Below are 13,368 nucleotides of genomic sequence, written 5' to 3' on the forward strand. Positions count from 1 at the left end.
ACGGCCGCAGCGCGAAATCGAGGGGTTTCCCCATTGCCGTCCTTCGAGACGCCCGCTTCGCGGGCTCAGGACGAGGGCTCCAGGCTATTATTCCTTCGTCTGTCTCGCTCCGAGAAGACCTCCTCGGCTGCGAACAGACCGTTGAGCGCCGCCGGAAAGCCCGCATAGACGGCCATCTGCATGATGACTTCGGTGATCTCCTCGCGGGACAGACCGACGTTCAAGCCGGCTCCGATATGGACCTTCAGTTGCGGGGCGGCGTTGCCGAGCGCCGTCAGCGCCGCGATGGTGGCGATTTCCCGCGCTTTGAGATCGAGGCCGGGGCGGCTGTAGATGTCGCCGAAGGGAAATTCGAGCAGATAGGTCGCGAAGTCGGGAGCAATGTCGGCGAGCGCGGCGATCACCTTCGCGCCGGCCTCGCCGTCGATGTCAGCGAGCGCGCGCTTTCCGCGCTCCAGCCGGCTTTCGCCGCCGTTCGGGTGCTGTTGCGTCATCCTTTGGCATCCTCTGTCGCTCGCCGGCATATCCGGCGATTTTCGTGTCGAGGACGAGAAGACAGGCTTGGAGGTCGGCTACACGCGCGCGAACGCGCTCACGATGCCGTTCCAGCAGCTCACGGCGTTCGACTTCCGTGCCGACGCCGCGCTCCCGCAGGGCCGCATAGCGCAGCATGTCCCGGATCGGCATTCCCGTCGTCTTCAGGCGATCGAGAAATTCGATCCAGATCAGGATCGATGCGTCATAGTCCCTTTGGCCCGATCGATCCCGGTCGGCGAAGGGAAGCAGCCCGATCCGCTCGTAATAGCGGATCGTATGGGCGGAGAGTCCCGAGCGCTCGGCCAGCTCGCCGATCTTCATGAGCAACCTGTTTCGTCACGACGCGCGGGAAGCTACGGGTTGGAGCGCGCTCTAAGTCAAGCGCGCCTCCGTCAGCCGATGATCGGCGGATTGCGACGTGCGAAGCCTTCCTGGATTCGATAGGGGAAATGCGGGTAGGGCGGCATGACGGCGCTCGCCGCGTCGAGCCGGGCGATCTGCTCTCGCGTGAGCGCCCAGCCGATGGCGCCGAGGTTCTGCCGGAGCTGAGCTTCGTCGCGCGCGCCGATGATGACGGATGCGACCGTCGGACGATGGATCAGCCAGTTGAGCGCGATCTGCGGCACGGCCTTGCCGGTCTCTTCGGCCAGCTCGTCGAGAACGTCGATGACTCGATAGAGGCGTTCCTCGTCGACCGGCGGTCCGAATTGAGCCGTCTCATGCAACCGGCTTCCTTCGGGCAGGGGCGCGCCACGCCGGATCTTGCCGGTCAGCCGGCCCCAGCCGAGCGGGCTCCAGACGAGGGCGCCGACACCCTGATCGGCGCCGAGCGGCAGGAGGTCCCATTCATAGTCGCGGCCGACGAGCGAATAATAGACCTGATGGGCGACATAGCGCGGCCAGCCGTGGGCGTCGGCGATGGCGAGCGACTTCATGATCTGCCAGCCCGCGAAATTCGAGACGCCGACATAGCGGACCTTGCCGGCGCGAACCAGCGCGTCGAGCGTCGCCAGCACTTCCTCGACCGGCGTCGCGGCATCGAAGGCGTGGAGTTGCAGGAGATCGATATAATCCGTGCCGAGCCGCGTCAGCGCCGCCTCGACCGAGCGGGTCAGGCGAAGCCGCGACGTGCCGGCGTCGTTTGGCCCGTCGCCCATCGGCAGGCCGGTCTTGGTCGAGATCAGCACAGAGTCCCGCCGGCCCTCGATCGCCGCGCCGAGCACCTCTTCGGATGCGCCATTCGAATAGACGTCGGCCGTGTCGAACAAATTGACGCCGGCCTCGAGGCAGATGTCGACGAGGCGGCGCGCCTCGATGGCGTCGCTCGTGCCCCAATTGCCGAACAGCGGGCCCGTGCCGCCGAAGGTGGCGGCGCCGAAGCTCAAGACCGGGACCTTCAGTCCCGAGCGGCCGAGAAAGCGCGTTTCCATGGGATGTCCTTTCGTGGAGTGGGTGGTGGCTTCAGCAGGCGACGCGCTTCACGGCGCGGTCCTCGTTGACCGCGAGCCCGGCGACGACAATCGCCGCGAGCGGGAAGAGCGCGGCCGACAGCGGCACGGCCGCGAGGCCCGGGCCGTGATCGATGACGAGGCCGCCCGCCCAGGCGCCGATGGCGTTGCCGAGGTTGAAGGCGGCGATGTTGAACGAGGAGGCGAGGCTCTGGCCGGCGCCTTCCGTCTGCGACAGCACCAACATCTGCAACGGCGCGACGGTCGCGAACGCCGCAGCGCCGAGGAGGCCGACGAGCACAACGGCGGTGATGGGTGAATGCAGGCCGGGCGTCATCAGGACCAGCACGAGGGCAAGCGCGATGAGCGTCGCAAAGACAGTCGGAACGAGTCGGCGGTCCGCCAGCCTGCCGCCGAGGAGATTGCCGGCCACGAGCCCGCCGCCGAAAACGAGGAGGATCGGCGACACGGCGGCTTCCGGGAAGCCGCTGATCCGCGTCAGCATCGGCGCGATATAGGTGAACACGGCGAAGACGCCGGCATAGCCGAGAACCGTCGTCGCAAGGCCGAGAAGCACGGGCAAACGTAAAATGGCGTCGAGATCGGCTCGCCAGTCGCCGGCATCGGCAGGCTGGTCGTCTTTGGGCACGAGGACGGCGATGATCGCCAGGGCGATCAGCCCGACCGACGCCACCGCCCAGAAGGTGGCGCGCCACCCCAGATGCTGGCCGATGAGCGTGCCGAGCGGCACGCCGAGGACGGTGGCGACCGTCAGTCCGGTGAACATCACCGCAATGGCGGACGCCTTGCGATCCGGCGGCACGAGGCCGGTCGCCACCACCGATCCGACGCCGAAGAACGTGCCATGCGCGAAGGCGGTCAGGACGCGCGCCGCCATGAGGAGCGCATAGCTCGGGGCGATCGCGCAGGCGGCGTTCCCGGCCACGAAGATTGCCATGAGGACGATGAGCACGCTCTTGCGCGGCCAGCGCGCCGTCAGAACGGTCAAGGTCGGGGCGCCGACGACCACTCCGAGCGCGTAGCCGGAGATCAGCAGGCCGGCCGCCGCGATCGTCACGCCGAAATCGGCGCCGACCTCCAACAGAAGTCCCATGATGACGAATTCGGTGACGCCGATGCCGAAGGCTCCGGCCGTCAGTGCATAAAGCGCCAATGGCATGATCTATCCCGCGAAAAGTGAGTGTCGGGACAACAGATAGATGTTCGGCTTCAGGTGATATAGAATGCCGATTGGAACATCATTTGTGAATTGAGCGACAATGGCGCGAACCGAGATCAATCGTTCCGGGGAGATGGAGGTTTTCGCCCTCGTGGTCGAGCAAGGAGGCTTCTCGGCCGCCGCCCGCGTCCGCCGCATGACCCCCTCGGCAGTCAGCAAGCTTGTCGCGCGGCTCGAGGCGCGGCTCGGCGCGCGCCTCGTCAACCGCTCCACGCGCGCCTTCCGGCTCACGCCGGAGGGCTGCGCCTTCTATGAACGGGCGACCCGCATTCTGGCGGATATCGAGGACGCCGAGCGCAATGCCGGCGCTGGCGAGCAGCCGGTCGGCCGCATCCGGCTCAACACCAGCGCGTCCTACGCCACCCATATCCTCGCGCCGATTCTACCGGAGTTCCTGGAGCGCTGCCCCGGCGTCACGCTCGATCTCGTGCAGACCGATCAAGTCGTCGATCTTCTGGCCGAACGCACCGATGTGGCGGTGCGCGCCGGCCCGTTGAAGAGCTCGAGCCTCGTCGCCCGCAAGCTCGGCGACAGCGCGATGGCGATCGTCGCCGCGCCGTCCTATCTCGCCCGCTTCGGCGAGCCGAAGACCATCGAGGATCTCGACAGCCACAACCGCCTCGGCTTCGGCTATGTCCGCGCCGTCGACGGCTGGCCGTTGAAAAAGGGTGGCGAAACGGTCGTCGTTCCCGTCGTCGGCCGGGTGCAGGCCAGCGACGGCGAAGCTCTGCGTCGTCTGGCGCTCGGCGGCGCCGGGCTCGCCCGTCTCGCCGGCTTCACCGTGCGCGAGGATGTCGCCGCCGGCCGTCTCGCGCCCGTGCTCGCCCACCTCGATCCCGGCGATCGCGAAGCCTTTCACGCCATCCATATCGGCCAGGGCGGACCTTTGCCCTCGCGCATCCGCGCGCTGCTCGATTTCCTGGCGGAGCGCGGAAAGGTGTCTTGAGATCGATCAGGCGCAAGCCTCGATCAGGCGCGCGAGCTTCGCCGCAGTCTGCTCGTCCGCGAGCGGCGTATAGACCACGAGCGTCATGTCCGGCGGATCGACGACGGCGAGGCGCGTGTATTCGAACGCCATGCGCTCGGCCTTCGGATGGTCGATGCGCTTCACGCCGCCGAGTGGCCGTCGGACGTCGTGCTTCGGCCACCAGGCCCGGAACTCGGCGCTCTTTGCGCTGAGGACCTCGATCAGACGTTCGAAATCCGGGTCCGCGGCATAGCGCACGCTGTCGGCCCGGAACATGGCGAGCGATGCCGGCGCCAGCACATCCCAATCCGCCACCTTGCGGCGATGCTCCTCGTCGGCGAAGATCATATGCATGATGTTGCGCGCGTCGCCCTCTAGCCGCCCATAGTCTCCGAAGACGGCGACGGCGGCCCGGTTCCAGGCGAGAATGTCCCAGCGGCGGCCGAGCACATAGGCGGGCTGGCCGGCCATGCTGTCGAGCATGCGCAAGATCGGCTCGGGAACGACTTCCGGCCCCGAGCGGCGGACCTCGGGCGCCGGTCGATTGCTCGAGAGAAAGAGGTGCCGGCGCTCCGCCGGATCGAGCCTCAGCGCCGTGGCGATCGTCGACAGCACTTCGGCCGAGGGGCGGACGTCGCGTCCCTGCTCGAGCCATGTATACCAGGTGGAGCCGACGCCCGCGAGCAGCGCGACCTCCTCGCGGCGAAGGCCCGGCGTGCGCCGCCTAAATCCCGGCGGCAGGCCGACATCCTCCGGCGACAGCCGCTCGCGCCGGCTGCGCAAAAAAGCCGCGAGCTCGCGGCGGCGGGTGTCGAGGCGCTCATCCATGACGCTCGGCATAGTGTTGCCAATACCAGAATAACGCCAGTCCTGTTTGCCTGTCTCTGATCCTGCGAGGCTCGCCTTCGACAGCGAGAGCAGCCGAAGGACGCGCAAGCATGGATGTGAGAGAAACGACCGTTCTGATCACCGGATCGACCGACGGCGTCGGTCGGCGCGTGGCCGAGCGCCTGGGGGCCGCAGGCGCCGAGGTGCTGATCCACGGCCGCGATGCGGCGCGCGCCGCGAGCCTCGAGACCGCGATCGAGGCGGCCGGCGGAAAAGCCGCCGTCTATCTCGCCGACTTCGCCTCGCTGCTGGAGGTGCGCGCGCTGGCCGATGCGGTGCGGCGCGATCGCCGGCGCATCGACATTCTGATCAACAACGCCGGCATCGGCGCCGGTCGCTCCGATATGCGCGAGACCAGCCGCGACGGCCATGAGCTGCGGTTCGCCGTCAATTATCTCGCTGGATTTTGTCTGACCCGTCTTCTGCTGCCGCTCATCCTCGAGGCGAAGGGCCGGATCGTCAATGTCTCGTCCATCGGACAGCAGGCGATCGATTTTGCCGATGTGATGCTGACGCGCGGCTATAGCGGCCGCCGAGCCTATCGCCAGAGCAAGCTGGCGCAGATCCTGTTCACCTTCGATCTCGCCGAGGAGCTCTCCGGCGGCGGCGTCACCGTCAATGCGCTGCATCCCGCCACCTATATGGACACCGCTCTGGTGCGCGGCGACGGGATTGCGCCAGTCGGCAGCGTGGAAGAGGGGGCGGGCGCCATTCTGAGACTCGCGACGGCGCCGGAGCTCGCCGGCCGGACCGGGCTCTACTTCGACGGCCTCCGGCTCGCGCGCGCCGAGCCCCAAGCCTATGACGCCGACGCCCGCGCGCGCCTCGCGGCGCTCAGCCGCGAGCTCGTCGGCCTCGGTCCCGCCACTCCCCGACAGCGATCCTGAAAGGACCCGATCATGTCCATTCCGCATACGGTCATCGTCGGCGGCTCCTCCGGCGTCGGCCTCGCGACGGCCAGGACGCTTCTCTACGCCGACCATGACGTCACGATCGCCGGCCGCTCGCGGGAACGGCTCGACGCGGCTTCGCGCGAGCTCGGCGGCCGCGCCCGCGCGATCGTCCTCGACGCCGCCGATCCCGCGAGCGCGAAGAGCGCATTCGCCGCGCTCGGCGCCTTCGACCATCTCGTGCTGGCGCTCGGCTCCGCCAAGGGCGTCGGTCCCTTCGCCTCGGTCGATCTCGCCGAAGTGCGGCGGGGCTTCGAGGAAAAAGTCTTCGCGCATTTCGCGACGGCGCAGGCGGCGCTGCCGTTCCTCGCCGAGGACGGCAGCATGACCTTCGTCGCGGCTGTGACGGCACATGCCGCCATGCCGGCCGGCATCGGCGCCGCCAATGCGGCCGTCGCCGCTCTGGCGCCGATCCTCGCCGCCGAGCTGAAGCCGCTGCGCGTCAATGGCGTCTCGCCGGGCGTGATCGACACCCCGTGGTGGGACGTCCTCGCAGATGAGGTGAAGGAGTCCGCCTTCGCGGACTATGCGGCCATGGCGCCGGTCGGCCGGATCGGACGCGCGGACGATATCGCGGAGACCATCGCCTTCCTCATCGCCAACAGCTTCATGACCGGAGCAGTGATCGTTTGCGACGGCGGGCTGCGCCTCGGGCCTGGCGTCGGCCAATAAAGGATGTCGCGCCGGGGCCGTCCTTCGAGACGCCGCCTATGGCGGCTCAGGACGAAGAGTCGGGAATTTTGTCCTCCACCCGATCGGCCTCGGACGCCGACGATGCTCTTGTGAGCAGGCCTCGAGCGATATATATTCCAAATATATGTCATTGGGAGGCGATCGGTTGAGAGGTCCGGCTATCGAGAGCGTCGACGACACGCTCGCACATGCGACTGTGTCGCTCCGGCCGCGTGAGATTTTCCGGATCGGCCTTTCCGGCTGCGGCGGCGGATTGGAATCCGTGTCCACCTCGCAATTGCTCGATCTCGCCGAAACGGTCGAGGCGCTCGGCTTCGACGCGATCTGGATCAACGAGGAGCATTTTCAGGGCAGCATCATCGAGGTGGAAGGGCGGCGCTGCCATTCTCCGATCGCCCTCGCCGCCGCCATTCTCGCGCGCACCAAGCGCCTGCGCGTCGGCTTTTCGGTGTTGCTGCTGGCGCTGCATCATCCGATCCGCCTCGCCGAGGAGATCGCGACGCTCGACGTTCTGTCGGACGGCCGCGTCGATTTCGGAATTTCGCGCGGCGGCAATGGGCGCTATCTCGAGGCCTATGGGGTTCCCGCCGAGAATGTGAACACGCTGTTCCACGACAATCTCGCGCTCATCCGGCGCGCCTGGAGCGATGAGAAAATCGCTTTCGGCGAAAGCCTGCAATCGATCGAGCCGAAGCCCGTGCAGCGTCCGCATCCGCCGATCTTCATGGGCACCTATACGGATGAGACGGCGGCCTGGGCGGCGCGCGAGGGGCATTCGCTCATTCTCCACGGCATCACCAGCATGGCCAATCAGCGGCGGCTGCTGAAGGCCTATGTCGAGGCGGGCGGCGATCCCGCGCGCGCGCCTTTCGGCCGTTTCGTTTATGTCAGCGAGACCGACGACAGCGCGCGGGAAGAGCTGTGGCCGACGATCGAAAGGCTGACGGCGCGGCTTCGCGGCTTCGGCCTGTTCAATCGCAAGGGCGTCGTCGCCGAGGCCGATCTCGAGCCCGAGAATTTCTATCGCGACATGGTCATCGCCGGCTCGCCGCAGACTTGCGCGCGCGCTTTTCTCGCTCTGCATGACGAGCTCGGCGTCACTTATGTCAATGCGCTGAGCGCCTTCTTCGGCTTTCTGCCTTTGCCTCTGCTCCAAAAATCGCTCGCCCTGCTCGCGCGCGAGGCGCGGCCGCTCGTCGAGGCCGGGCTTCAGGAGAGATCGGGGACGAAGGCGACGACGCCTTTCGCGCCATCGTCCGTGAGCCGCCGCAGCGGCGCGGCATAGAGCCGGCTCATCGCGGACAGATCACAGATCGCCTCGGCCGGCCCTTCGGCGATCATGCGGCCGTCGCGCAGAAGCGCGACGCGCGCCTTCAGATTGAAGGCTTGATCGGGCAGATGCGTGGTCATGATCACGCTTTTTCCATTCGCCGCGAGCTTGCGCATCAGATCGAGCACGCGGCCTTGATTGCCGAGATCGAGACTCGATGTCGGCTCGTCCATCACGATGATCGGCGCATCCTGCGCGAGCGCGCGCGCGATCAGCGCGAGCTGCCGCTCGCCGCCGGAAATCTGCGTGAAGGCTTTCTTTCGCAGATGATCGACGCCGGCGTCGATCATGGCGCGCCGCGCAATGTCGCGATCTTCCGCAGATGGCGATCCGGCGCCGTCGATATGCGCGGAGCGGCCCATCAGCACCATCTGCTCCAGAGTGAAGGCGAAAGCGCTGTGCCCCGACTGCGGCACATAGGCGATGCGCTTGGCGATTTCGCGTCGCGTGAGGCTGCGCAGATCGTCGCCGAGCGCGCGGACATGGCCGCGCTCGGGCGCGGCGAGTCCGAGCAGGCAGTGAACCAGCGTGCTCTTGCCGGCGCCATTGGGGCCGAGCAGCACGAGCAATTCGCCGGCGTCGAGCGCGAAGGAGACGGAATCGAGCACGAGCCGCTCCGCGCGGCGGAAGCAGAGATTGTCGATCTCGATCGCTCGGGTCACGACCATTGCTCGCCGCGCGCCCGCGTCACGAGAAAGAGGAAGAAGGGCGCGCCGATCACCGCGGTCATGACGCCGAGCGGAATCTCGATGATCGAGGCCGAGCGCGCGACATCATCGACGCCGAGCACGAACAGCGCGCCCATTGTCGCGGTCGCGATCATGGCGCGGCCGGGCTCCATGCCGAACAACATGCGCGCGATATGCGGCACGAGCAATCCGACCCATCCGACGATGCCGGCGACGCAGACGGTCGCCGCCGTCATCGCCGTCGCGCAGAGGATCACCATGGCGCGCAGCCGCGCCACATCGGCGCCGAGCGCCGCCGCCTCGTGATCGCCGAGCGCGAGCAGAGCGATGCGCCAGCGCAGCGCGAACAATATGGCGCCGCCGAGAACGGTGGGCGCGGCCGCCGTCGCCGCATCGGCGGCATTGGCCTTGGCGAGGCTGCCCATCAGCCAGAAGGTGATGGTCGCGAGCGTGTCGACGGGATCGGCGACATATTTGACGAGGGAGATGAGCGCTTGAAACAGCGCCGACATCACCATTCCGCAAAGCACGAGGGTCAAGAGCGAATGGCTCCGCGTGCTGCGCGCCGCGAGATAGGAGGCGGCGACGGCGGCGAGGCCTCCGCAAAAGGCGGCGGCTTCCACGGCGAGCGTCGGAAGATGCAACAGCAATGCGAGCGACGCGCCGAAGCCCGCGCCGGCGGAGACGCCGAGCAGGGCAGGGGAGGCCATCGGATTGCGGAACACTGTCTGATAGGCGGCGCCCGCGAGAGAGAGGCCGGCGCCGATCATGATCGCGGTGGCGATGCGCGGAAGCCGCACCAGGAACAGGATCGTCTCGGCGGTCGCGCGTCCCGGCGCGTCGATGTCGCGGCCGAGCAGAATGTCGGCGATCGTCTCCAGCGATAATGGATAGCGCCCGATCGCCAGCGAGGCGAGGGCGAGCGCGACGAGCGCCGCGACGAGCGCGAGCAGCAGCCCGTGTGTTTCGGCGTCAGCGGCCGGAGGAGCCCGCCAGAATTTCATCGAGCTGCTCTCGGACAAGAGACATGTGGAAGAAGCGTTCGTAGAAGGACCGCATCTCGCTTTCGAGCTGTCCGCGCGAGAATTTTTCCGGATGGAGGGTCGAGGCCGCCCAGAGGATTGTGAGCGGCTGCTCGATCGTGCGATTGGCCCAAAGATGCGCGCCGGCCGGCGCGACATGCACGCGCTTGTCGCGCACGGCCGCGACGCCGCGCAGCCGCGGCTCGGCCATCGCCATTTCGACCTCGCCGCGATCCGCGACGATAATCACCTCCGGATTCCAGGCGATCAGCTGCTCGAGCGAGAAGGTGACGCTCTCCTGCTCGCGGCCGTCGTCGGTGACGCTGCGGCCGCCCGCGCGCGCGATCCACCATTCGGCGATCCGGTGCGGCTGTGTGAGGCGCCGATAATTCACATAGAGCACGCGCGGGCGCTTCGTCTCATCGACCGCTCCGAGCGTCGTTTCGATCCGCGTGAGCACGGCCTCGAAATAGCGCGCATAATCCGCGGCGACCTGTCGTTCCTCGAGGACATCGCCGAGCAGCGCCATCAGCGTCTCGATATCGTGCGGCTCCCGCCATTTCAGCATCACGACGGGCAGCCCGAGACCGGCGAGCTTGTCGGTCGCGGCGCGGTCCATCGTCAGCACGAGGTCCGGCCGCAACGCGACGATATCCTCGACTGCGAGACCGCTCGCCGAGCTCTGCACGACGGGCCGGCTCGCGAGTTCCGGAGCGAACACGAATTGGCGATTGCGCGCCAGCTCGCGCGGCAACCCGTTCACGATCGACTGCTGGCGCCCGAAGGCGAAGAGAAAGCCGTTGAGCACCGGAACGGGACCGATGGTCACGATGCGCGAGATCTTGTCGGGCAGCGTGACGCTGCGCCCGTCCATGTCGACGATCGTCCGGCATTCGACGGGCGCCGCCGCAAGGAGCAGCGCCAGAGCGATGCAGGCGAGCCGGGCGATCGAAGACATGGGGCGGGCCTCAGAAGGAGGCCGACAGGCCGGCGAAGATCGTTCGCGGCGCGCCGACATAATAGGAGGTGCTGTTGAGATTGGTCTCGGTGACGGAGATCGCGCTGATGTAGCGATGATCGAAGAGATTGGTCATGCCCGCCGAGAGCGTCATCGGCGTCAGGCCGAGCCTGGAGCCGAACTCATAGGAGGCGTTGATGTCGACGATGGCGAAAGGGCTGACGGATTGCGAATTGTCCGCGAGGCCATAACGCTTGCTGTTGTAGCGGAGGATCGGCGTGATCGAGAAGCCGTCGCGATGATAGGTCGCGGCGAGCTTGGCCGAATAGCGCGGCGTGTAGGGCGTCTGCTTGCCGCCGATCCGCATCGTCGACGTCGCGCCGGCGGCGATATCGGCGACATAGGTTTCGGCGGCGATCGTGGCGCTGCCGGTCAGCGTCAGCCAATCGGTCGCCTTCCAGCTCGTCTCGAGCTCGAAGCCGCGGCCGACCGTCGCGGCATTGCTCTGATAATAGCTCTGTCCGACGTCAGGATCATAGACCAGCACTTCCTTCTTGTGCGTCCAGAAGCCGAAGAAGGTCGGCGCGATCGTCAGATCGCCGGTCTGATAGCGCAGGCCGACATCGACCGCGTCGACGGTCTCGGGCCGGATCCGTCCCATGAGCGTCGCGAGATTGATTCCCTTCGCGAGAAAGGCCGCCTCGGCGCCGAGGAAGGAGCTCGCCTGAGGCCCCCAGTCCGGCCGGCCGACCTTGCGGGAATAGCTGGCGCTGGCGCTCCATTCCTCGGAGAGGCGATGGCGCACGCCGAGATTGGGCAGCCATTCGTAATAGGTCATCTCCGGCGCGCGGGCGTTCGGGTTCGGCGCCGGATTGAGGCTCCAGACATCCGCATAGCCGACGTCGGGCAAGCCCGCCGTGTTGAAATATTGCAGGTTGGGCGTGCTCTCTATGTGGAGGCGCAGGCCGCCGGAGACGGTCGTTGGGCCAAACGTCTGCGTATATTGCGTATAGGGACTGAAGAGCTTGTGCGTGTCGCTCGTCGCCAGCGTGGACCAGCGCGAGAAGCTCAGCGCGCCGAGCGCCGTCGCCGCATAGAGCTTCTGATGCAAGGGCGGCGGCTCCGGCTCGGTCGACTGCGCCCAGAAGCCGAGCAGGACATCGGCGTCCCACGGCAGATGCTTGCGATATTCGATCGTGCCGCCGAGATTGTAATTGCTGATCGGCCACAAGCGGACGTTCGCCCCGGCCGCCGTCTGCTGATAGCCCGAATTGCGCCAGTAATAGGGCTTCGCAATGATCGACTGTGTGGGGTCGATCCGATAGGCGATCTCCGCGAAGATGGCGTTGGTCACATAGCGCGTTTGATTGAAGGCGTAATAATTCGCATCGACGCTCGATTTTCCCGTGATGCCCGTGTTGTAGTCGAGAAAGGCCGTCGCGCCGAGATTTTGCGTCTGCGCGAAGGTCAGCGGGCGATAGGCGTTCGCCTTCTGATCATTGTGGACGCCATAGACGGAAACCTCGAGCTTATCGCCGAGCGTTTGCGTGAGGCCGAAGGCGACGTTCTTGCGCCGCGCGTCGCCTTCGCCTTTCCATTTGTCGGCGTCGGACATGGAGTCGGAGATGAAGAAGGAGGTTCCGGTCGGCAGACGTCCGGAGTCGATGCGCGCGAAAGTGCGGTGAAAACCATTGGAGCCCACGCCCTGCGAGATCATTCCGCTCAACTTCTCCTTGGGCGGAAGGATATTGAGATCGAGCACGCCCGCGGCGTTGGAGAAGCCGAGCCCCTGATTGGCGGGAACGCTTCCGCGATAGAGATCGATGCGGCCGATGTCGTCGAGATCGAACAGATCGGCGCCGCCGACGATGCCCTGGATCGGCAATCCGTTGATGGTGCGCGACAGGAAGAAGTCCGACACGCCGCGCACGGTGATGCTGCGATTGAAGGAGAGGCCATAAGGATCGGCCGAATCCTCGATCACGCTCGGCAGGAGATCGAGCGCCTTGTAGGCGCTCGCCTGCGCCGGCCCGCCGAGAATCTCTATGCCGGCGCGCGTCACCGAGCTCTTGGGAGTGGGCGCATTGTCGGTCGCCGGATCGCTCAGCGCATCGCCGGGATGCGCGGATCGAAAGCGATCGTCCGCGCTTTTCGCTCGGTCGGCGCGCGGCGTTGCGACCCCGATATCGATCGCCGGCAGAGCTTCCTGGCCGCAGGCAGGGGAGGCGGCTCCGAGAAGAGCCAGGAAGGATACGCCATATATTTTGCTCCTCTCAGAGCAATGCGTCTTCTGATTTGTGCCCATGACCAGCCATGTCCAAGCGTCGGCGCCGCATTCGCCATATAATGACGATATATAGAATGCCTCGGGCTTGTCCACGGCCGAGTCGCTCAATTTTTTAAAATGTGATGCAATTGCAACATGTTGCTCAGAATGACGGCAGTTCGGCCGCAATGGCGGCGGCTTGCTCGAAACGGCGGCTGTCGATCGAATCTATTGCAATGGAAGCGCCGGTCGTGACGCAGAGCCTTGCGTGGACCGCGAGCCTTCAGGCTCGCTCTGCGAACGCTGGTCGTCCTGTAGACCGTCGCCGCGGCGTCGACGCCGCACATGAGGTGCGAGAAACCTCGGCGTCGCGGCGTGGA

Annotated in this window: 13 protein-coding genes; 4 read left to right on the forward strand and 9 right to left on the reverse strand. The window is 66.5% G+C overall.

Going from position 1 to position 13,368, the window contains the following annotated elements; translation table 11 throughout:
* Nucleotides 1–65: 65 nt before the first annotated feature.
* The 4 genes from K3F48_RS00265 to K3F48_RS00280 form a co-directional block, all read right to left on the reverse strand.
* Nucleotides 66–494, reverse strand: a complete 429-nt coding sequence (locus tag K3F48_RS00265; protein WP_222573397.1) for a carboxymuconolactone decarboxylase family protein — start codon at nucleotides 492–494, stop codon at nucleotides 66–68.
* Nucleotides 430–858 (reverse strand): MerR family transcriptional regulator, encoded by a 429-nt coding sequence (locus tag K3F48_RS00270; RefSeq protein WP_222573398.1) that lies wholly within the window; start codon nucleotides 856–858, stop codon nucleotides 430–432. The genes K3F48_RS00265 and K3F48_RS00270 overlap by 65 nt, the downstream gene beginning before the upstream one ends.
* Nucleotides 859–929: 71 nt before the next feature.
* Complete coding sequence (locus tag K3F48_RS00275; RefSeq protein ID WP_222573399.1) at nucleotides 930–1,967, reverse strand: aldo/keto reductase; 1,038 nt, start codon at nucleotides 1,965–1,967, stop codon at nucleotides 930–932.
* Nucleotides 1,968–1,998: 31 nt separating this feature from the next.
* Nucleotides 1,999–3,165, reverse strand: coding sequence for an MFS transporter (locus tag K3F48_RS00280; protein WP_222573400.1), 1,167 nt, complete (start codon nucleotides 3,163–3,165; stop codon nucleotides 1,999–2,001).
* 100 nt (nucleotides 3,166–3,265) lie between these two features.
* Here K3F48_RS00280 and K3F48_RS00285 point away from each other — a divergent pair, with 100 nt between their 5' ends.
* Nucleotides 3,266–4,171: a LysR family transcriptional regulator gene (locus tag K3F48_RS00285; RefSeq protein WP_222573401.1), complete on the forward strand. Its 906-nt coding sequence runs from the start codon at nucleotides 3,266–3,268 to the stop codon at nucleotides 4,169–4,171.
* Between the two features lie 6 nt (nucleotides 4,172–4,177).
* Here the strand turns inward: K3F48_RS00285 and K3F48_RS00290 are convergent, their stop codons facing one another.
* Entirely contained in the window at nucleotides 4,178–5,032 is an 855-nt protein-coding gene (locus tag K3F48_RS00290; protein ID WP_222573402.1) for a helix-turn-helix transcriptional regulator, read from the reverse strand.
* 98 nt (nucleotides 5,033–5,130) lie between these two features.
* Here K3F48_RS00290 and K3F48_RS00295 point away from each other — a divergent pair, with 98 nt between their 5' ends.
* From K3F48_RS00295 to K3F48_RS00305, 3 genes are all read left to right on the forward strand, one after another.
* The gene (locus K3F48_RS00295) at nucleotides 5,131–5,967 is read left to right on the forward strand and encodes an SDR family NAD(P)-dependent oxidoreductase (protein ID WP_222573403.1); all 837 of its coding nucleotides are present in this window, start codon (nucleotides 5,131–5,133) and stop codon (nucleotides 5,965–5,967) included.
* 12 nt (nucleotides 5,968–5,979) lie between these two features.
* Nucleotides 5,980–6,702 (forward strand): SDR family oxidoreductase, encoded by a 723-nt coding sequence (locus tag K3F48_RS00300; protein ID WP_222573404.1) that lies wholly within the window; start codon nucleotides 5,980–5,982, stop codon nucleotides 6,700–6,702.
* Nucleotides 6,703–6,868: 166 nt separating this feature from the next.
* Complete coding sequence (locus tag K3F48_RS00305) at nucleotides 6,869–8,008, forward strand: LLM class flavin-dependent oxidoreductase (RefSeq protein ID WP_255607798.1); 1,140 nt, start codon at nucleotides 6,869–6,871, stop codon at nucleotides 8,006–8,008.
* Here K3F48_RS00305 and K3F48_RS00310 read toward each other — a convergent pair.
* From K3F48_RS00310 to K3F48_RS00325, 4 genes are read right to left on the reverse strand one after another with little or no spacing between them, the layout of a single operon-like run.
* On the reverse strand, nucleotides 7,933–8,715 hold the full coding sequence (locus tag K3F48_RS00310; RefSeq protein WP_222573405.1) for an ABC transporter ATP-binding protein: 783 nt from the start codon (nucleotides 8,713–8,715) through the stop codon (nucleotides 7,933–7,935). The genes K3F48_RS00305 and K3F48_RS00310 overlap by 76 nt on opposite strands.
* Nucleotides 8,712–9,746, reverse strand: a complete 1,035-nt coding sequence (locus K3F48_RS00315) for an iron ABC transporter permease (RefSeq protein ID WP_222573406.1) — start codon at nucleotides 9,744–9,746, stop codon at nucleotides 8,712–8,714. Before K3F48_RS00315 ends, K3F48_RS00310 begins: the two co-directional genes overlap by 4 nt.
* The gene (locus tag K3F48_RS00320; RefSeq protein WP_222573407.1) at nucleotides 9,715–10,722 is read right to left on the reverse strand and encodes an ABC transporter substrate-binding protein; all 1,008 of its coding nucleotides are present in this window, start codon (nucleotides 10,720–10,722) and stop codon (nucleotides 9,715–9,717) included. Before K3F48_RS00320 ends, K3F48_RS00315 begins: the two co-directional genes overlap by 32 nt.
* Nucleotides 10,723–10,732: 10 nt before the next feature.
* Complete coding sequence (locus K3F48_RS00325) at nucleotides 10,733–13,102, reverse strand: TonB-dependent receptor domain-containing protein (protein ID WP_222573408.1); 2,370 nt, start codon at nucleotides 13,100–13,102, stop codon at nucleotides 10,733–10,735.
* Nucleotides 13,103–13,368: the final 266 nt, after the last annotated feature.

Source organism: Methylosinus sp. Sm6 (assembly GCF_019802345.1).
Lineage (GTDB): Bacteria > Pseudomonadota > Alphaproteobacteria > Rhizobiales > Beijerinckiaceae > Methylosinus.